17 protein-coding genes and 1 pseudogene are annotated in these 18036 nt (G+C 66.8%); 6 read left to right on the top strand and 12 right to left on the bottom strand.

The genetic code is table 11. The annotated features are described in order from the left end of the window. The first annotated feature begins 232 nt into the window (after window positions 1-232). The 5 genes from AC5JJ2_RS00310 to AC5JJ2_RS00290 all read left to right on the top strand — a co-directional run bounded on the left by AC5JJ2_RS00310 (window position 233) and on the right by AC5JJ2_RS00290 (window position 5993). Entirely contained in the window at window positions 233-2428 is a 2196-nt protein-coding gene (locus AC5JJ2_RS00310; RefSeq protein WP_495855959.1) for an NfeD family protein, read from the top strand. 22 nt (window positions 2429-2450) lie between these two features. Next, window positions 2451-2975 (top strand): NfeD family protein, encoded by a 525-nt coding sequence (locus tag AC5JJ2_RS00305; RefSeq protein ID WP_495855958.1) that lies wholly within the window; start codon window positions 2451-2453, stop codon window positions 2973-2975. 151 nt (window positions 2976-3126) lie between these two features. Continuing rightward, window positions 3127-4140: a flotillin-like protein FloA gene (gene floA / locus AC5JJ2_RS00300; RefSeq protein WP_495856064.1), complete on the top strand. Its 1014-nt coding sequence runs from the start codon at window positions 3127-3129 to the stop codon at window positions 4138-4140. A gap of 117 nt (window positions 4141-4257) precedes the next feature. Next, window positions 4258-4839 (top strand): hypothetical protein, encoded by a 582-nt coding sequence (locus tag AC5JJ2_RS00295; RefSeq protein WP_495855957.1) that lies wholly within the window; start codon window positions 4258-4260, stop codon window positions 4837-4839. 95 nt (window positions 4840-4934) lie between these two features. Then, entirely contained in the window at window positions 4935-5993 is a 1059-nt protein-coding gene (locus AC5JJ2_RS00290) for a glycosyltransferase family 2 protein (protein WP_495855956.1), read from the top strand. Window positions 5994-6221: 228 nt separating this feature from the next. Here AC5JJ2_RS00290 and tyrS read toward each other — a convergent pair whose 3' ends face one another. The 7 genes and pseudogenes from tyrS to ffh form a co-directional block, all read right to left on the bottom strand. Further along, window positions 6222-7454, bottom strand: coding sequence for a tyrosine--tRNA ligase (gene tyrS, locus AC5JJ2_RS00285; protein ID WP_495855955.1), 1233 nt, complete (start codon window positions 7452-7454; stop codon window positions 6222-6224). A gap of 104 nt (window positions 7455-7558) precedes the next feature. After that, window positions 7559-7999 carry a YraN family protein gene (locus AC5JJ2_RS00280; RefSeq protein WP_495855954.1) on the bottom strand — a complete coding sequence of 147 codons (441 nt, stop codon included), beginning with the start codon at window positions 7997-7999 and terminating at the stop codon, window positions 7559-7561. Between the two features lie 165 nt (window positions 8000-8164). Continuing rightward, window positions 8165-8521, bottom strand: a pseudogene (rplS, locus tag AC5JJ2_RS00275) (50S ribosomal protein L19); the annotation flags it as partial. 9 nt (window positions 8522-8530) lie between these two features. Continuing rightward, entirely contained in the window at window positions 8531-9232 is a 702-nt protein-coding gene (gene trmD / locus AC5JJ2_RS00270; protein ID WP_495855953.1) for a tRNA (guanosine(37)-N1)-methyltransferase TrmD, read from the bottom strand. A 9-nt stretch (window positions 9233-9241) separates the two neighbouring features. Further along, window positions 9242-9550, bottom strand: a complete 309-nt coding sequence (gene rpsP, locus AC5JJ2_RS00265; RefSeq protein WP_495855952.1) for a 30S ribosomal protein S16 — start codon at window positions 9548-9550, stop codon at window positions 9242-9244. A gap of 245 nt (window positions 9551-9795) precedes the next feature. Beyond that, window positions 9796-10644, bottom strand: a complete 849-nt coding sequence (locus AC5JJ2_RS00260) for a glycosyltransferase (RefSeq protein WP_495855951.1) — start codon at window positions 10642-10644, stop codon at window positions 9796-9798. 125 nt (window positions 10645-10769) lie between these two features. Further along, window positions 10770-12215, bottom strand: coding sequence for a signal recognition particle protein (ffh, locus tag AC5JJ2_RS00255; protein WP_495855950.1), 1446 nt, complete (start codon window positions 12213-12215; stop codon window positions 10770-10772). Between the two features lie 258 nt (window positions 12216-12473). On the opposite strand from ffh, the gene AC5JJ2_RS00250 reads away from it, so the two are divergent. Continuing rightward, entirely contained in the window at window positions 12474-13847 is a 1374-nt protein-coding gene (locus AC5JJ2_RS00250) for a PQQ-binding-like beta-propeller repeat protein (RefSeq protein ID WP_495855949.1), read from the top strand. A gap of 89 nt (window positions 13848-13936) precedes the next feature. Here the strand turns inward: AC5JJ2_RS00250 and AC5JJ2_RS00245 are convergent, their stop codons facing one another. The 5 genes from AC5JJ2_RS00245 to AC5JJ2_RS00225 all read right to left on the bottom strand — a co-directional run bounded on the left by AC5JJ2_RS00245 (window position 13937) and on the right by AC5JJ2_RS00225 (window position 17780). Continuing rightward, window positions 13937-14950, bottom strand: coding sequence for a DUF1559 family PulG-like putative transporter (locus AC5JJ2_RS00245; RefSeq protein WP_495855948.1), 1014 nt, complete (start codon window positions 14948-14950; stop codon window positions 13937-13939). Between the two features lie 81 nt (window positions 14951-15031). Then, the gene (locus tag AC5JJ2_RS00240; protein ID WP_495855947.1) at window positions 15032-16525 is read right to left on the bottom strand and encodes a sulfurtransferase TusA family protein; all 1494 of its coding nucleotides are present in this window, start codon (window positions 16523-16525) and stop codon (window positions 15032-15034) included. 5 nt (window positions 16526-16530) lie between these two features. Further along, the gene (locus AC5JJ2_RS00235) at window positions 16531-16884 is read right to left on the bottom strand and encodes a hypothetical protein (RefSeq protein ID WP_495855946.1); all 354 of its coding nucleotides are present in this window, start codon (window positions 16882-16884) and stop codon (window positions 16531-16533) included. Between the two features lie 7 nt (window positions 16885-16891). Next, on the bottom strand, window positions 16892-17254 hold the full coding sequence (locus AC5JJ2_RS00230) for a DsrE family protein (RefSeq protein ID WP_495855945.1): 363 nt from the start codon (window positions 17252-17254) through the stop codon (window positions 16892-16894). 1 nt (window position 17255) lies between these two features. Then, window positions 17256-17780 (bottom strand): sulfurtransferase TusA family protein, encoded by a 525-nt coding sequence (locus AC5JJ2_RS00225; protein ID WP_495855944.1) that lies wholly within the window; start codon window positions 17778-17780, stop codon window positions 17256-17258. Window positions 17781-18036: the final 256 nt, after the last annotated feature.

The raw sequence follows: 18036 nt of genomic DNA, 5'->3' as shown, positions 1-18036 counted from the left end.
CCCGGCGATCGTCGGGAACTTCCCGGCGGCTCGGAAATGTGCGGTCGAAGGTCGGGTCGGTCGAGTTGTCCGCATGGTAACTTGTGGACGGGACGCGAATAATCCGCGCCCCGCGACGAATTCTCAAGTACCGTACCTCATGTTGGAGATACGTTTTGCCCCACTTTCCGCGGACGCTTATAATCCAGATATTCGGGCCGGACGTACGCCGTCCGCCAGGGGACACCGACTGATGCACCGCCTCCGATCCGCCTTCGACCCGCCCCGCGTCCTCGCCGCGCTGCTCGGCCTGCTGCTCACCGCCGCCTCCGGCCGCGGGCAGGGGAATGCACTGGCGGACGAAGGCATCTTCGTGAGCGTGGCGAACCCGATCACTAGTGAAGTCGTCACGCGGGTCAAGCACCGGGTGGACGCCGCCCGGCAGAACGCGAACCGACCGCTCCGCAAGGTCGTGTTCGACTTCAACCCGGACGGCAAGGAAGTCGGGACGCCGGAATGGGGCGTCTGCTCCGACCTCGCGAACTACATCGCGCAGCTGCACGACCTCTCGACCATCGGGTTCGTCTCCAACAACGTGACCGGGCACACCGTCCTGCCCGTTCTGGCGTGCAAAGAGATCCTCATGGCGAAGGCCGGCGGCCTGGGTGAAATCCAGTCCGGGGAAATGAAGGCGTCGGTCATCACGTCCTACGCCGAGATTCTCGGCAAGACCCGCGAGGGGTATCTTGCGGTCGTGAAGAAGATGTACGACCGCGGCGTGTCCCTCGGCCGCGGGGAGAAGAACGGCGTGCCGTACTACGTGGACCTCCGCGACGCGGCGAAGTTGAAGGCGCAGGGCGTCAAAATTCCGAACCCGGACCCGCTGCCGTTCGCCGGGCCGGGCACCCCGGGGCAGTTTTCGGCCGAACGGCTAAAGGCGCTCGGCCTCGTCGCCGCGACCGCCGAGTCGCGGAAGGATGTGGCGGAACTCTACTCGCTGTCGCCGAGCAGCCTCCGCGACGACCCGCTCGCCGGCCAGTCGCCGGTCGCGTTCAAGTTGACGCTCGAAGGCCCGATTGACGGCGGCACGCGGGAGACGGTGAAGCGGACGGTGGACGACGTGGTCGCCCGCAAGGGGAACGTGCTGTTCCTCGAACTCCGCTGCTCCGGCGGCGACATCTCCGCCGCCCGCGACCTCGCGGACCACTTCATCAAGACGCAGAAGGAGAAGAGTGTCCTCATCGTCGGGTTCGTGCCCGTCGCGGCCCCGGACACGGCCGCCATCCTAGCCCTCGGGTGCGGCGAGATCGTCATAAGCAAGCGGAAGGACGTGAAGGCGGCCGGCGAGGAGGAGAAGGAGGCGACGTTCGGCGACTTTGAGGCCGTCATCGGCAAGGACCCCGCCCGCAAGGAACTGCTCAAGAAGAACTTGGCCGACCTCGCCAGTCAACAGTCGTACCCGGTGCTGCTCGTCGAGGGGATGCTCGAACGCGACCTCGTTATCATCAACGCCCGGAACAAGGTGGACCGCACGCGGGGCCGCCTCATGACGGAGGCCGAGTTCGAGGCCGCGAAGCAAGACTGGGTTTCGGTCGGTGTCGTCAAGAACAAGGGCGAACTGCTAAAGTTGAACGCGACGCGGGCGGTCGAACTCGGCATCGCCCGGTTCGCCGTGGACGGCTCGGAGTTGGCCGAGGTCTACACCCTCTACGGCGTCGAGAGCAACAGGGTCCGCGAGGCGACCCCCGGCTGGCTCGACCGGTTCGCGAACTACCTGCGGATGCCGGCCGTCACGGTGCTGCTCGTCGTCATCGGGTTCGCCGGGCTGATCCTCGAAATCAAGGTCCCCGGCGTGACCGTGCCGGGGATCATCGCGGCCCTCTGCTTCATCATGGTGTTCTGGGCGCACTCGCAATACAGCGGCCAGACGGCCATCCTCGGCGGCATGATCTTCCTGTTGGGACTCATCCTGCTCTTGATCGAGGTGTTCGTCATCCCCGGCTTCGGCGTGACCGGGCTGCTCGGCGTCATCTTCCTGCTCGGCGGCATCGGCCTCGCCACGTTCGAGAAGATTCCCGACACGATGGACGAGTGGGTGACGTTCGGCGGCCGGATCACGATGTACGTCGGGGCGATGGCCGCGGGCATGGCGGTCGCGTTCTTCATCGCCCGGTTCCTGCCGCAAATCCCGTTCGCAAACCGGCTGGTGCTGACGCCGCCGACGGACGACCCGAACGCCGACCCGATCGCCGACCTGCCCGGCGCAGCGGCGGCCGCGGCGTTGCTCGGCGCTATCGGCACGGCCGCGACGACCCTCCGCCCGGCCGGGATGGCGCAGTTCGGCGAGCAGTACGTGGACGTTATCACCGAAGGCGGTTTAATTAACGCCGGGGCCCGCGTGCAGGTGGTCGAGGTCGAAGGCACGCGGATCGTCGTCAAGGAAATCTAACCTCACTCGGGAAGCGCTGCCCGTGTCCTACCTGTCCATCGCCGTCATCCTCGCCGCCATCGGGCTTGTGCTGTTCCTGGCCGAATACTTCCTGCCGACCGGCGGCATCCTCATCGTCGCCGGGTTCCTCGTGTCGCTCGCCGCCGTCGCCGTCATCGCCGCCAACACGGAAGACTACCGCGAAACCATCGCGGCCATCGTCATCCTGTGCATCGGCGAACCGATCTTTGCCGTCGTCGGCATGTCGATCTGGGGCCGCCGCATGGCGCTCAAGGCGAGCGAGGACGCGGAGGCGGCCGGGACGCCGCTGGAAGCCGAAGCGGACGGCAAGTCGCTGGTCGGCCGGGTCGGGAAGACGGTAACGCCGCTCCGCCCGTCCGGGGCCGCCGAGTTCGACGGCCGCCGGATGGACGTGGTGTCGGAAGGCCTGCCCATTGACGCCGGCGTGTGGGTGAAGTGCATCGAGGTGAAGGGCGTCCGCGTCGTCGTCCGGCAAATCCCCAGGCCCCCCGACCTGAACGAAATCGACCTCGACGACCTGAAATAAGAAGACCCGCCGCGCGAATTGCCGGTATAGTAACGCCGTAACCGCGGGCCGCGTACCCGCCTACATCCCATCTAGCGAGAGGACCCGGCCCGTGTCACCCGTCACCTCGGCCCTGCTGTTCGCCCAACCGGCCCGACCCGCCGGCGACAACATGAACACCGTCTGGATCGTCGTCGCTGCGATTGCGGTGCTGATCTTCGTCGTGTTCCTGTTCATCTTCTTCAGCTTCGTCCGCCTCTGGATTCAGAGCCTGCTCACCGGCGCGAACATCGGCATCGGCACGCTCATCGGCATGAAGCTGCGGAACGTGGACTACGGCCTCATCGTCAAGCAGAAGATCGCGCTCGTGCAGGCCGGGGTGAAGGTGACGACCGGCGACCTGGAGAGCCACTACCTCGCGCGGGGCAACGTGCCGAAGACGGCCGCCGCGGTGATCGCGGCCCACAAGGCCGGCCTCGACCTGCCGTGGCGGACGGCCGCGGCCATCGACCTCGCCGGCCGGGACGTGCTGGAGGCCGTGCGGACGAGCGTGAACCCGAAGGTCATCGACTGCCCGGACCCGGCGAAGGGTAAGCAGTTCCTGGACGCCGTGTGCAAGAACGGCATTCAGCTGCTCGCGAAGGCCCGCGTGACGGTGCGGACGAAGCTCGAACGGCTCGTCGGCGGGGCGACGGAGGAAACGATCATCGCCCGCGTCGGCCAGGGGATCGTGAAGGCCATCGGCTCCGCGCACGACCACAAGGAGGTGCTCGCGAACCCCGGCATGATTTCCGAGGAAGTGCTGAAGTCCGGCCTGGACGCGCAGACGGCGTTCGAGATCGTCTCCATCGACATCGCGAACCTGGAGCCGGGCGAGAACATCGGGGCGAAGCTGGCCGCCGACCAGGCCGGGTCGGACTTGCGGGTCGCCCAGGCCGAGGCCGAGAAGCGGCGGGCCGCGGCCGTCGCGCTCGAGCAGGAGATGAAGGCCCGCGTCGAGGAGTATCGGGCGAAGGTCGTCGAGAGCGAGGCCCAGGTCCCGATGGCGATCGCGGTGGCGTTCCGCGAGGGGAAGATGGGCGTGATGGACTACTACAACATGCGGAACCTGCAGTCTGACACGTCGATGCGGAACAGCATTTCGGCGCTGTCCGGCGGCAACTCCGAGAGCGGACGGACGAACTGACCCTGGATTCGTAGGGCGGGTCAAGGCTTTGCGCCGACCCGCCGTCGGTGACAGTAGCCAGCGGCGGGTCGGCGCAAAGCCTTGACCCGCCCTACAAGAACAGGCGGGGATCTTCCGATGCAGTGGATCGTCGTCACGGTCATCATCGTCATCGCGGTGGTCAGCGCCATCGCGCAGACGATCAAGAACCAACAGGAGAAGGAACAAACGCCGCGCCGCCGTTCGACGCGCCCCCGCCAGTCCGGCGAGGGGGTGCGGACCGGGGCGAGCGACATGGACCGGTTCCTGCAAGAGATCGAGAAGCTGCGGAAGCGGTCGGCCGAGGGCGGCGGCGAGGAGCCGAAGAAACCGCAGAAGGCGAAGCCGGGGAAGCCGGTCCCGACCGTCGTGCCCGTGAAGCGGAAGCGGACCGACCCCGTGCCGACAGTCAGCCCGGCCCGCGTGGACCGGCTCCCGACGGCAACGGTCCTGAACGTCCCGCCGCCGATGCCGTCGCTTCCCACGCCGCCGGAACCCTCGCCCATCACGACGCCGCTGCCGACGGACTCGCCGGTCGTATCCCGTCGGCCCCAGCCGGTCGGCACGACGCCGTTCGCCAAGGGCCTGCTCGGCCTGCTCTCCCAGAAGCAGTCCCTACCGATGGCCGTCGTCCTTGTGGAAGTCCTCGGCCCGCCGAAGTGCCAGCAGCAACAACGCTGACCGACCGCGACTTGCGGTTGCGTCGATTCCCCCGTCCGCGTATATTCCGTCACTTTCCGTAACCGACCTCGCCGTGCCGCTGGGAAGGAACCCACATGGCTTTGGCCCCGTTGCCGGGCAATCGACGCCTCGAAGCCGCGCCCCGACTCGCCGCCCCGGTCAAGGCCCCGGCGCGGCCTCGGCTCACGGTCGTGATCGTCAACTTTTGTCAGTGGCAGAACACCGCCCGACTGACCCGGCAGTTGCAACGCTCGGACGCGGCCCGCGGCGGCAACGCCCGGATCGTCATCGTCGATAACAACTCGCCGGCCGACGCCGTAACGGAACACCTAGAAGCGATCCCCGGCGTCCGGGTCGAACGGAACGCCCGCAACGAAGGCTTCGCTCGTGCCGTCAACCTCGGCGTGCGGCTCGACCCCGGCGAGTGGGTGCTACTCTTGAACCCGGACGTGACCGTCACCGACGGGTTCCTCGACGATGCCCTCGTCGCAGTCGAGAAGGCCGAGCGACACGACCCGACGACCGGCGTGGTCGGCTTCCAGCTCCGCGACTCGGACGGCTCGCCGCAGGCGTCGGCCGGGCACTTTCCGACGTTCTTCTCGACGCTCCGCGGGCTTCTGCTTCCCCGCTCGCGGCGGAAGTGCCGCCACAAACCGACCGACGTTCGCTGCCAAGTCGAGTGGGTGACCGGCGGCTGCCTACTCGTGCGGGCCGACTGCTTCGACGCCCTCGGCGGGTTGGACGAGCGATTCTTCCTCTATTACGAGGACGCGGACTTCTGCCGTCGCGTGCGGTTCGTCGGCCGGTCCGTCTGGTACGACCCGACGCTGGCGGTGACGCACCACTGGCCGCTGCACAAACGGGCCGTGCCCGCCCCGCTGCGGCTCATCACGCGACACGCGCTCCTCACCTACGCGGCCCGCCACTGGCGGCCGTGGCAGGTGAGCGTCCTACGCCGGCTGATCGGCGTCGAGGCGACTTGCCGGAGGTGGACGAGTTTCCTCCGGTCCGAACCGGTCGCGTCGAACTGCTACCGCGAACTTCAACGGCTGACGACCGAGCCGCGAGAGTCCGAACGGCGACGACAGCTCGATTTCGCCTCACAGTTCTTGAGGCCAATAGCATCCGCACAGGACGGCGAATCGGTGGGATGATTATTTCGTATGCACACCACGCCTGAAAAAGTGGCAGAAATGCCAGGATTGGATCTCTACCTTTCGTCTCAAAGAATTTCCGACCTAAGTTAAGTAGCTGGGAATCAACGACTTGTGTTATCGCCGGAATGCGATCACCCAATTTGGCATATCGGGTGCTTGTATACTTAGCGTTGGTAAAAGACCGGTTCGCTGGCAGAGGGAGAGGCTGCCAGCGAGTCGGTTTTTTCATTTCCCGGCCAGCAACCGCACGCGGGCGATTTTCCGACCCAATCGCACGACCAGCCCGTCGGTCACTGAGACGTTTGCCTTGTCATCCGCCGGGCGAGCGCGGTCCGGTCCGTAGTTGAAGGCACACTCCCGAATCTTTTGCCGCGCCTCGTTGTTGCTCTTGCAGAACCCGACGGCGACGATCAACTTCACGGCCGCCATCCGGCAATCCGTGAGTTGCGAGACATCGACCGCCACTTCGGGAATCTGCTCCGGATCGCCGCCGTCCTCAAACTGCTTTTTCCACTCGGCGAGCACCTGCTCGACGCCCGCCTCGCCGTGGTAGAAGCGGACGACCTCCCCGCCGAGTCGCTTCTTCGCCTCGTTCGGCTTCCCGGCCAAGATCGTCGCGACCTCGTCCGCGGGCACGTCGGTCAGCAACTCGAACCACTCCCGCATCAGGTCGTCGGGAATCCGCATCGTCTTGCCGAACTGCTCCTTCGCCGGTTCGCCGACGCCGATGTAGTTGCCGACGGACTTGCCCATCTTCTTCACGCCGTCTGTGCCGCGGAGAATCGGCAGCGTCAGGCAGACCTGCGGTTGCTGCCCGACCTCCTGTTGGAGGTCGCGGCCGACCATCAGGTTGAACAGTTGCTCCGTGCCACCGAGTTCCACGTCGGCCTGGATTTCGACGCTGTCCCAGCCCTGGAGGAGCGGGTACAGGCACTCGTGCAGGTAGATCGGCACGGACGGCTCGGCCCGGAAGCGGTTGCGGAAGTCCTCCCGCGCGAGGAGTTGTTGGACCGTCGCTCGGCCGAGCAGCCGGAGCATCTCGGCGAAGCCCCACTTCGAGAACCACTCGCCGTTCGGCCGGACCTCGGCCTTCGACACGTCCACGACCTTCGCGATCTGCGTCAGGTAGCTCTCGGCGTTCTTGGCAATCTGCGCCTCGTCCAGTCCCTTGCGGGACTCGTCGCGGCCGGACGGGTCGCCGACCATCGCCGTGGCCGTGCCGATGATGAGGACGGCCGTGTGGCCGAGTTCCTGGAACTGCCGCAGCTTCCGCAGCGGGACGGTGTGGCCGAGGTGAACGTCGAACCCGGTCGGGTCGATGCCGTACTTCACGCGGAGCGGCTTCCCGGTCTTTGTACTGCGTTCGAGCTTTTGCCGTAGTTCGGCTTCGCGCTCGATGTGCGACGCCCCGCGGAGGAGGATCGAAAGCTGCTCATCGACCGGACGAAAGCTCGACATGAAAACCTCGGAAAAGTGGCCACAGATGAACGCAGAGAAAACAGATCAGAATGAAATCAATTCTTGGTTTTATCCGTGCTCTCTGAGTTCATCTGTGGCTGATTCTATTGCCACATTTGATGGCGGCCGATGGCCTCGAAGGCATGACGGACGTGATGGATGACGGGTTCACGCGCGGTCGGCGGCCAGCTGATCGCGAGCACGTCGAACCGGACGTTCGTGTTACCGAGCAACCGCTTGCGGGCGAGGAAGCGGAGGGCCGCTTCGGTGAGCCTCTTCTGCTTCGCGAAGTTGACGCTGTCGAGCGGCCGGTGCAGGTAGGGGGAGGCGGTCGAGCGGACCTCGACGATGACGAGTTCCTGCGTCGTCGGGTCGAACGCGATGATGTCGAGTTCGCCCTGCGGGTCGGCGACGTTGCGGGCGACGATCCGCAACCCGGCCCGGCGGAGGAACTTGGCAGCGGCGCGTTCGGAACGATCGCCGAAAAGCCGCCGCCACCACGGCCAGCGGCTGAAGCTGACGGGTGGTGGCGGTGCGGAGTTCATGACTGGACCGGCGGATTACTTCTTCCCGGCCTTGGCGGCTTCCTTCGCGGCGGCCTTCTTCGCCTGACGCTTGCTCGTGCCGCCCTCGGTCTTCGCCTTCGCGGCGGCCTCTTGCGCGGCCTTCGTCTCGGCCTCGGCCGCGGCCTTGATCGCCTTGTCGATCTGCACCTGCCGCTTCGCGTCGTCCTTGATCTTCGTCGCCTTGCCGACGCGGTCGCGGAGGTAGTACAGTTTCGCCCGGCGGACCATCCCGGCCTTCTTCACCTCGATCTTCGCGATCCGGGGCGAATGCACCAGGAAGATGCGCTCGACGCCCTCGCTCTGCACGAGGCGGCGGACGGTGAACGTCTCCTTCGCGCCGCTGCCGCTGCGGGAGATGACGGTCCCGCTGAAGACCTGGACGCGTTCCTTCTGGCCGTCGAGCAGTTTCTGGTGAACGTCCACCGTGTCGCCGATGCGGAAGTCGGGCACGTCGGACTTCTTCTGACTATCTTCGATCAACGCGATGAGTCGGTTCTGCATGGCTCTCTCTCATTCTCCGCCGCCGGGCGGGTGTTCGTGGCTTCGTCGCTCGGATTCCTCGGCCCGCCATTCGGCGATGGCCTTATGGTTCCCGCTCAGCAGCACCTCGGGCACGTCCAGGCCGCGGAAGGTGCGGGGCCGGGTGTACTGCGGGAACTCCAACCGGCCGGGTTCGTTGTGGCTGTCGTCCCTCGCGCTCTCGTCGTCGCCGAGGACGCCGGGGATGAGGCGGATGACCGTGTCGATCACGACCATCGCCGGGACTTCCCCGCCGTTGCAGACGAAATCGCCGACGGAGATTTCCATCGGCCGCAGCGTCTGCCGGATGCGGTCGTCGAACCCCTCGTACCGGCCGCACAGTAACAGAATTCGGGGGTGGGCCGCCAGTTCTTCGACGACCCGTTGCGTCAACCGCCGACCCGTCGGCGTCAGCATCACGAGAAGGCCGGGCGAATCCTTCGCCTGCACCGCCTCGACGCACTCGACGACCGGCTCGGCCATCATCACCATGCCGGGGCCGCCGCCGAACGGCCGGTCGTCCACCCGGTTGTGCTTGTCCTTCGACCAGTCGCGGATATTCCAGGTGTGAAGCCGAACCAGCCCGGCCTGGATCGCCAACTTCAACAGGCTCTGCGTCGTGTACCCGGCGAACAGGTCCGGAAACAACGTCAGCACGTCGAAGCGGACCGTCTTCGGCGGTGCGGCGTCCACGGCGGAACCTTAGCCCGCGGTCGCGGCGGTGGCCGGGGCGGAAGCCGCCGCCGTCTTCTTGGCCGCTTCCTCGGCCTCGACCTTCTCCCACTTTTCCAGGTACTTCGTGAACAGCACCTGGCACTGGTCGGACGGCAGCGCCCCGACGCTCTGCCAGTACTTGATCCGGGACGGGACGAGCGTGACCCGCTTTTCCTTGTCCGTGACGTGCGGGTCGTAGGTGCCGAGTTCCTCGATCACCTTGCCGTCCCGCGGCTGCCGCTTGTCGATGGCGACGATCCGGTAGTAGTGCCGGTGCGTCCGGCCCATTTGTTTCATGCGAATCACGACGGCCACGGTCGAACCCCTCGCCTAGAGTGCGATTTTCTTAGATGCGCTAATCTAGGAACGGCACGACTTAGCGGCCAGAGATGGGGCGAAAATGTACCGCCGCCTGCCGGGTTGGCAGGCGACACCGCCACCGCCGCCACCGCCACGGGTGGCCCCCCGTGGCGGAATCGCCACCTGGGTTGACAAGACCGGTATAATGTCTTCTTGTTCACATCGCGAACTGTCGCCCGGCGTCACGCCGCGCGTTTGCCCGGCAGCGGAGGCACGGCGAGCAGGTCCGGCCCGACGGCGAGCCGCAAATCGTGCGGGTCGAAGACGCTTTCCAACGGCAACCTGGCCCGGAAGTAGTGCCGGCGGATGTGGGCCAACTCCGCGAACGCCTTGAAGAAGTCGCCCGCCTTCACCTTCGACCCGGCCACGTCCTGCCATTCGCGGAGCGGCAGTTCATACGTCAGCGTGTCGAGCGCCGCCCCGAGGCCGTGCCGGTGGAGGACGCAGAGCCGGCTGAGGATTTCGATGTCGAACAGCCACCGCGTCAGGAACGGCCGGGCGAACGCCAGCTTCATCCGCGGCGTGGCGCGGAACAGCTTCGCCCCGCATTGCGTGTCGTACAGGTTGAGGCCGAGCGTCAAAGACGCGACAGTCGAGAAGACACGGCCGAGGTAGTGCCGCGCCGGCTGCCGGTGGATGGCCCGGCCCATGAGCTTCACCCGCGCCCCACAGACGAGTTCGAAGTGCGGGTTCTCGTCCAGGGCGTGCAAGAACTCCGGCACTGCGTCGAGCGGCGTGGCGAGGTCGGCGTCCCAGTACCCGACGCGGTCGGCGTTCCGCTCGAATGCCGCGAGGCACCCCTGCCGCACGGCCTCGGCCTTGCCGCGGTTGCGGGGCAGGTGGTGCGCGTCGAACTGCCGCGGGGCCTGTTGGCGGAGGTCGTCGAGGACGGTTCGCGTGTCGTCGGTGCTGCCGTCGTTGACGAACAGGAACTGGGCGTTCGGGTGTCGGCGGGCGAAGTGCGTGAACCGCTCGACCGGCAGCCGGGTCGCCTCGTTGAAGCACGGGACCACAATCACGTACCGCGACATCGCCACCCGCCGGAACGAGGGCGCGAGACGAACTCCCGCGTTCCGTTCGTATCGTCCGGGGTGGTGTGAAGAAGTGGGTGAAATATACCCCGCAAGCGAAGTCCACTCGCGGGGCAGTTCCGATTTTACCGCCCCCGTTTCTTCTTCTTGCGGTCCTCGGCCCGTTCCTTCGCGCTTTTGCGGTGGCCGGTGTCGCCCTTCGTCTTGATCATGTTCATCCCGCCGGGGTTGAACGCCCCCATCTTGCCGAGGCCGGTCATCATCTTCATCTTCTGGAAGATCGACATCTCGCTCATCTGCTTCATCAGCGCCCGCACCTGGTCGAACTGCTGCAGGAACTGCTTCACCTCGTGCGGCTCCACGCCCGCCCCGTCGGCGATCCGCCGCCGCCGGGCCTGGTCGATCAGGTCCGGGTCGGCCTTCTCCTTCTTCGTCATCGAGTCGATCATCCCCTGAACCCGCTTCAGCGCCACCTCCGGGTCCTCGCCCGGCGGGATCATCTCGGACATCCCCGGCATCCGGCCGATGAGGTCCTTCATCCCCATCTTCGCAATCATCTCGAACTGCTTGCGGAAGTCGTTGAGCGAGAACGTCCCCTTCGACAGCTTCTCCTGCTGCTTCTTGAGGTCCTCCTCGGACATCTCCTTCTGGATGTTCGCGATCTTCTCGACCACGCCCATCATGTCGCCCTGGCCGAGGATGCGGCCGGCCATCCGCTCCGGGTGGAACTCCTCGAGCTTGTCGAGCTTTTCCCCCATCCCGACGAACTTGATCGGCACGCCGGTGACGTGCTTGATCGAAAGGGCCGCCCCGCCGCGGGCGTCGCCGTCGAGCTTCGTGAGGATGACGGCGTTCAGTTCCAGGGCGTCGTTGAACGCCTTCGACACGTTCACCGCCTCCTGGCCGATCATCGCGTCCACGACGAGGTACGCCTCGTCCGGGCGGACGAGCTTGTCGATCGACTTCAACTCGTTCATCAGCTCTTCGTCGATCTGCAGCCGACCGGCGGTGTCCAGGATGAGCGTGTCGCAGAGCGTCTTCTTCGCCTCGGTGACGGCGTTCTTGCACACGTCCACCGGGGTGGACTTCTCGCTGTAGACGGGGACGCCGATCTGTTGGCCAAGCGTCTGGAGCTGCTCGACGGCCCCGGGCCGCTGCAAGTCGGCGGCGGCGAGCATCGGCTTGCGGCCCATCGACTTCAGCGTGAGCGCCAGCTTCGCGGCGGTCGTCGTTTTCCCGGACCCTTGCAAGCCGCAGAGCATGAGGATGGCCGGGCGGTCGCCGCGCTGCGGAATCTTGTGATCGACCGGCCCCATGAGGGCGACGAGTTCCTCGTAGACGATCTTGACAATCTGCTCGGACGGATCGACGCGGTCGAGTACGTCCTGGCCGACGGACTTGGCCTCGACCTTCGCGATGAACTCGGTGACGACCGTGAGGTTCACGTCGGCCTCGAGCAGCGCCCGGCGGACCTCGCGGAGGCCGTCGCGGATGTTGTCGGCCGTCAGCCGGCCACGGCCGCGGAGTTTCTTGAAAGCATCCGAGAGGCCGCGGGTAATCCCTTCAAACATGCGTCACCTTACGCCCAGTGCCGTGCGAGTGCGGACAAGTTTACCCGTTCACTCTAAGACAATCGTTCGCAACCATCAACCGGACGGCCGCCCGCCCCGATCTCGTTCGCTGGTCTTGTAGGGCGGGTCAAGGCTTTGCGCCGACCCGCCGGGGACCGCAACCGCGTTCGAGAGTCGCCGAACCGGCTGGGACCGCACGGCGGGTCGGCGCAAAGCCTTGACCCGCCCTACAAGAACCTACAAAAACCGAGGACTGCCATGCGTACGCTCGTCGTCGCTCTTATTCTTCTTTATGGCGGGCCGACCCGCGCGGACGACTGGCCGCAGTGGCTCGGGTCGAAGCGGGACGGCGAGTGGCGGGAGACCGGCATCGTCGATACGCTGCCGGCGGAGCCGAAGAAGCTTTGGGAGAAGCCGGTCGGCATCGGGTACGGCGGCCCGGCCGTCGCGAACGGCAAGCTGTACGTGATGGACCGCGCCCTCGCCGCGGACGCGAAGAACCCGTCAAACCCGTTCGACACCAAGAGCCGCGTCACCGGCAACGAGCGCGTCCTCTGCCTGGACGCGAAGACCGGCGAGCAACTCTGGAAGCACGAGTACCCGTGCGTGTACCAGATCAGCTACGCCGCCGGGCCGCGGTGTACGCCGACGGTGGACGGCGACCGCGTCTACGTCCTCGGCGCGATGGGCGACCTGCTCTGCCTCGACGCGGCGAAGGGCGACGTGCTGTGGAAGAAGAACTTCGTCGCCGACTTCGGGGCGAAGGTTCCCGTCTGGGGCTTCGCGTGCCACCCGCTCATCGACGGCGACAACCTCATCTGCGTCGGCGGCGGGCCGGACAAGCTGGTGATCGCGTTCGACAAGAAGACCGGCAGCGTGAACTGGGCGTCGCAGAGCTGCGAGGGGGACTTCGGGTACTGTCCGCCGGTCGTCTACGAGTTTGGCGGCAAGCGGCAGCTCGTGATTTGGCACGCCCGCGCGCTGATCGCGCTCGACCCGGCGACCGGGAAGCGGATCTGGAGCGTGCCGTTCGAGTCGAAGTCGTCGCTGACCGTGCCGATGCCGCGGAAGGTCGGCGAGGACGGCCTGTTCATCTCCTCGTTCTACCACGGGTCGATGCTGGTGAAGGTGGCCGCCGATTCCGCGAGCGTCGTCTGGAAGAGCACGGCGAAGGGTGAGATGCCGAACCAGACCCGCGACCTCAGCACGATCATGTGTACCCCGTGGGTGGAGGGCGATTACACCTACGGCGTCTGCAGCCACGGCGAACTGCGGTGCATCGTGACGGCGACCGGCGAGCGGAAGTGGATGACGATGCAAGCCACCCGCGGCGCGCGGACCGCCCCGGCGGTGGCGGCCAGCCCGGAGCCGGTCCCGGCGAGCGAGCGGTGGGGCCATGCGTTCATCGTGAAGCAGGGCGACAGGTGGGTCCTGTTCAACGAGCAGGGCGACTTGATCTTCGCGAAGCTGAGCGAGAAGGGCTACGAGGAACTGAGCCGCGCGCACCTGATCGACCCGACGAACGCGATGGCCCGCGGCCGGAAGGTCGTGTGGATGCACCCGGCATTCGCGGACAAGTGCGTCTTCGTGCGGAACGACGAGAAGCTGATCTGCTACTCGCTGGCGAAGTGACAAACTACATAGCCGCCGGCTTGCCGGTGGGGTTTTGGGAATCGCTAAACCCCGCCGGCAAGCCGGCGGCTATATAGTTTCGTTGTTGGTTACGGCAGCTGCGGGTCGTTCGCGATGTCGCCCTTGTCCGGGGTGTTCGCGGTCACGAAGCTGAAGTCCGTGATCGACGAGTTCAGCGAAATCACCGACCCGTCGCCCATCGTCACGTTAATGACCTGCCCGAACCCCTGGCACTTCAGCGGGTGGACGTTGTCCACCGGCGGGCCGAACTCCGGCTTCTTGTGGCACGCACACTGCCACAACTCGGCCGTGTCGCCGTCCCACGGGCCGGTCCCGGCGAGGTTCACGAACCCGAACCGGCTCCACAACCCGCTCGCGTAGTTGTGTTCCGGCGGCGTGATCCCGGTGGTCCGGTAGTTGCCGGCCGGCGGCAGGACGCCGTACCCCCATAGGCTCGCGCCCCACCGCGGCGTCCCGGCCGGGCGGTAGGTCTTCGCGTACTTCTCGGCGAAGAACGTCGTCTTCGACAGCCCGTCCGACGCCTTGTTGAACGCCTGGGCCGTGTCGCCGAAGAACTGCCAGTTCGCGCCGTAGCTGCTCACCGCCCAGGTCGTGTTCGCCGGGTTGAAGACGCTCCCCGCGTAGGGCGACGCGGCCGCGCCGCTGGCGACCCAGCTGCCTTGCCCGAGGCCGGTCGAGGTCCCGGAGTAGCTGGCGTTGAGGGTGAACGTGCCGTCGCCGACGGTCGTGTCGTTCGGCGCGAGGAACGTCTTGACGACCTGCGACCGCGCGGCGTCCGCGCCGAGGGTGTAGACGTTCGACTGCTCCAGGTGCGGCAGCATGTGGAAGAAAAGCGTGCCCTGCACGCCGCCGTTGCCGTACCCGCCGAACATCGGCGGGAGCTTGCCGTTCGTGTCGTGGAGGTTGTGCATGGCCAACCCCAGTTGCTTCATGTTGTTCTTCGACGTGGTGCGGGCCGCGGCGTCGCGGACCTTCTGCACGGCCGGCAGGAGCAATCCGATCAGGATCGCGATGATGGCGATGACGACGAGCAGCTCGATGAGCGTGAAGCCGCGGCGGTGCGGCGGTCGAATCGTCCGCATGACGTTCTCCATAAGGGGACAAGAATCGGACCCGAGGGGGCGGGCGACGACCGCCGCACCCCGACGACACGCGCCGGGGATTTACCCCACCCCGTACCGGGTCCGCAACCGTTGGGCGGCCGCCACGACGGCGGCGAGCTTCGCCTCGGCGACTTCGGCCGACGCGAGCGGGCTGTCGGCGAAGGTGGCGAACCCGCAGTCCGGGTTCAGCCCGACGCGGTCCGGGCCGAACAGCCGCACGGCCGCGTCCGCCTTCGCCTCGATCTCCCCGACCGCCTCCACGCGGTCGAGCTTCTGGTTCACGACGCCGACGCCGATGCGGGCGTGTTTCAGTTCCGCGAGCCGTTCGAGTTCCCCGGCCCGCGGCGTCGCCATTTCCAGGAAGAACGTGCCGACCGGCAGCGTCTGGAACAGCGGCACGAGCGGCGTGTACGGCCCGGTCAGGGCAACGGCCTCGTCCCGCGACCAGTTCCCGCGGCAGACGTGCAGCGCGAGGCGGTCCCACGGCAGGCCGTCGAGCACGCGGCGGATCAAACTTCCTGCGAACTCCAGTTCCTCCGCGACGGGCCGCTTCTCGCCGAGCGCCCCGCACATGAACGACCGCCCGACCGCCGGCCGCGCGAACACGACTTCCGTGAGGACGGGCTCGTCGAACTGCACGACCGCGGCCCCGGCCGCGAGCAATTCGGCCGCCTCCTCGCGGAGCGCCGTCACGATGTCGTCCGCCAGTTCCTCGCGGCTCGGGTACGCCTTGTCGGAAACGCACTCCAGCCACATCGTCCGCGTCAGCAGGTACGGCCCCGGCAGCGCGACCTTGATCGGCCTCGTCGTGAACCGCCGGGCCGCGTGCAATTCGTGAACGGCGAGCGGCCGCGTGCGACGGAGCTTCCCGAAGACGGCCGGGTGGCGCACCTGTTCCGCCGGTACGTCGAGCGCCCGCAGTTCCTCCGCGAACTTCGCCGGGTCGTCCACGTAGGGCAACAGGTCCGTCACCGGTATGAGCTGGCAGTTCTCCAGCCGCGAGCCGACGAAGCTGGCGTAGTTGTCCCGTCGCTGCTCGCCGTCGGTCACGACATCGACGCCGGCCCGCTCCTGGGCCGCGATTGCCAGCCGGACGGCGTCGTCGGCCGTCGCCTGGAACTCGTCCTCCGAGAGCCGCCCTTCGAGCCGGTCGTGTAGCGCCCGTAGCAGCCACCGCGGCCGCGGCCAGCTGCCGACGCCCATGACGGGGAACCGGGTACTCGGTACTCGGTACTCGGTACTCGGTACTCGGTACTCGGTCGGCTTCGGGCGTTCGATCAACACTTCGGAAGTTCGGGAGCCGGCCTTGCGGATCAGGTAGCTCCGCACGTTCGCGGCCTTCGTTCGGGACACCAGCGCGTTACCCGTCAGCCGGCACCACGCGGGCAGGTCTTCCTCGACCGAAGTGTCCGTCGAGCGAATCTCCAACAACTGTCCCGGCTCCAGCGGGTCGATGTGCTTGCGGATCAGCAGCAACAGGCCGTTGCCGCAATCCAGGTCGCCGCCGTCGAAACGGGCGGTCGGCTCGAACTCGTGCTCGCGGGTCCAGTCCATCGGCGTCAGAAGTAAGGGTCGTGCAAAACCCGCACGGGGGTCGAAAGTTCCACCGAGTACACCACTTCTCGCTCGCTCGGTTTGCCCTTCTTGTCCTTCAGCTTCAGCGACACGGTGAACTGAAGGAATTTCGGATCGGTCGCGTTCGCCGGGCCGACGGCGTAGTCCGTCAGGTCGTGCGTCTTCCGCAGGTCCTCGCCGAACTGCACGCCGCTCAGCTTCGCCGGCGGCTCGTTGTTCTTCCAGTTGTCGAGGGCCGCGACGAGCGCGTCCTTGCCGCGGTCGATGTCCGCCTGCGGCCGGCCGCTTCCGCAGCCGACGCACGCGATTAGGACGAACAGGACGCAGGTTCGGAGCATGGCCACCTCAGTACGAGACGCTCGGGCAGCCGTCGCCCATGAACTCGACCAGCTTCGCCCCGCCCACGATCACCGCGCCGGGAATGAGGGTCGTGTCGTCGAGCTTCCGCCGCTTGAAGCACGGCGAGCAGACGTAGATCGTCCCGCCGGCCGCGGCGAAGTTCGCCATCAGGTCCGCGAGCTTCGCGAACCCCTCCTCGGCGATGTCGTCGGCATACCCCTTCACGGCCAGCCGCACGCCCTCGGTGCTGAGGAACACGACGGTCTCTTTGTCGGACGCCACAGCCGCGTTCGCCACGACGAACGCGACCGTCGCCCTGTCCGCGTTGTCCTTCGCGGCGGTCAGACTGACGCAGAACTTGCCGGGCATGTCATCCGTCCTTTCGGCGAATCACGTATTCGGGATGGTCCGCGGACACGAGCGTGTGCCCGCACAGCCGGCACCACGCCGGCAGGTCTTCCGGCGCGGCCGGGTCGGTCGCGCGGAGGGTGAACAGTGCCCCCGGCGGCAGGGCGGTCAGCCGGTTCCGCAGGGCGAGGACGAGTTCCCCGCAGGCCAGGTCGCCGGCGTCCCACGCCTCCATCGGGGCGGCGTCCGTCGCGGGGTTGTCGTCCATCTGTTCCGCCACCCGCCACGCCCGGCGGTAGCACTCCTGCCGGGCGACGTACCCGTCGAGCTGCTCCCGCAGCTCCGCCTCGTTCCGGCCGAGTCGCCGCGTCAGGCACGATAAGCACCGAGCGGCCGCCTTGAACCCGAGCGCGATGCTGAAGACGCATTCCCGCGCGGAATACTTCGCGGCGCAGTCGAAGCACGCCCCGCCGGCGATCCGCAGCAGCTCGCGGAGCGGCCGGGAATCGGCGTCCTCGTCTTCAACGAACGTCACGGAATCGGGCATGGTTGGCCACGACAAAACGAAAACGGCCGCCTGCCGGGTCGGTGTCGATCCGTGACACGTCGGGAATGTAGGGATGTCGAACGCGGAACAGTCGGTCACGCCGATGCGGTTAGCGGCCGGCCAGTCAGGTGAACCCCGCGCCGTGGCGCGGGGCGGTCGAGTTGCGGTGGAACGGGATCATCTCATACTCGCTGGATTCAGTCCCTAGAGGCTGTTTCATAACAGCTTATTGAGTGTGATGAAGGCCATGGCGAGT

Source organism: Limnoglobus sp. (genome assembly GCF_059499385.1).
This window is presented reverse-complemented; position numbering and strand designations above follow the sequence as displayed.

Excerpts from the sequence above, each read along its gene's own strand:
- AC5JJ2_RS00310 (WP_495855959.1), top strand. The coding sequence starts at position 233 with ATGCACCGCCTCCGATCCGCCTTCGACCCGCCCCGCGTCCTCGCCGCG.
- floA (WP_495856064.1), top strand. The coding sequence starts at position 3,127 with ATGAACACCGTCTGGATCGTCGTCGCTGCGATTGCGGTGCTGATCTTC.
- AC5JJ2_RS00295 (WP_495855957.1), top strand. The coding sequence starts at position 4,258 with ATGCAGTGGATCGTCGTCACGGTCATCATCGTCATCGCGGTGGTCAGC.
- AC5JJ2_RS00290 (WP_495855956.1), top strand. The coding sequence starts at position 4,935 with ATGGCTTTGGCCCCGTTGCCGGGCAATCGACGCCTCGAAGCCGCGCCC.
- tyrS (WP_495855955.1), bottom strand. The coding sequence starts at position 7,454 with ATGTCGAGCTTTCGTCCGGTCGATGAGCAGCTTTCGATCCTCCTCCGC.
- AC5JJ2_RS00280 (WP_495855954.1), bottom strand. The coding sequence starts at position 7,999 with ATGAACTCCGCACCGCCACCACCCGTCAGCTTCAGCCGCTGGCCGTGG.
- rpsP (WP_495855952.1), bottom strand. The coding sequence starts at position 9,550 with ATGAAACAAATGGGCCGGACGCACCGGCACTACTACCGGATCGTCGCC.
- AC5JJ2_RS00260 (WP_495855951.1), bottom strand. The coding sequence starts at position 10,644 with ATGTCGCGGTACGTGATTGTGGTCCCGTGCTTCAACGAGGCGACCCGG.
- ffh (WP_495855950.1), bottom strand. The coding sequence starts at position 12,215 with ATGTTTGAAGGGATTACCCGCGGCCTCTCGGATGCTTTCAAGAAACTC.
- AC5JJ2_RS00250 (WP_495855949.1), top strand. The coding sequence starts at position 12,474 with ATGCGTACGCTCGTCGTCGCTCTTATTCTTCTTTATGGCGGGCCGACC.
- AC5JJ2_RS00245 (WP_495855948.1), bottom strand. The coding sequence starts at position 14,950 with ATGCGGACGATTCGACCGCCGCACCGCCGCGGCTTCACGCTCATCGAG.
- AC5JJ2_RS00240 (WP_495855947.1), bottom strand. The coding sequence starts at position 16,525 with ATGGACTGGACCCGCGAGCACGAGTTCGAGCCGACCGCCCGTTTCGAC.
- AC5JJ2_RS00235 (WP_495855946.1), bottom strand. The coding sequence starts at position 16,884 with ATGCTCCGAACCTGCGTCCTGTTCGTCCTAATCGCGTGCGTCGGCTGC.
- AC5JJ2_RS00230 (WP_495855945.1), bottom strand. The coding sequence starts at position 17,254 with ATGCCCGGCAAGTTCTGCGTCAGTCTGACCGCCGCGAAGGACAACGCG.
- AC5JJ2_RS00225 (WP_495855944.1), bottom strand. The coding sequence starts at position 17,780 with ATGCCCGATTCCGTGACGTTCGTTGAAGACGAGGACGCCGATTCCCGG.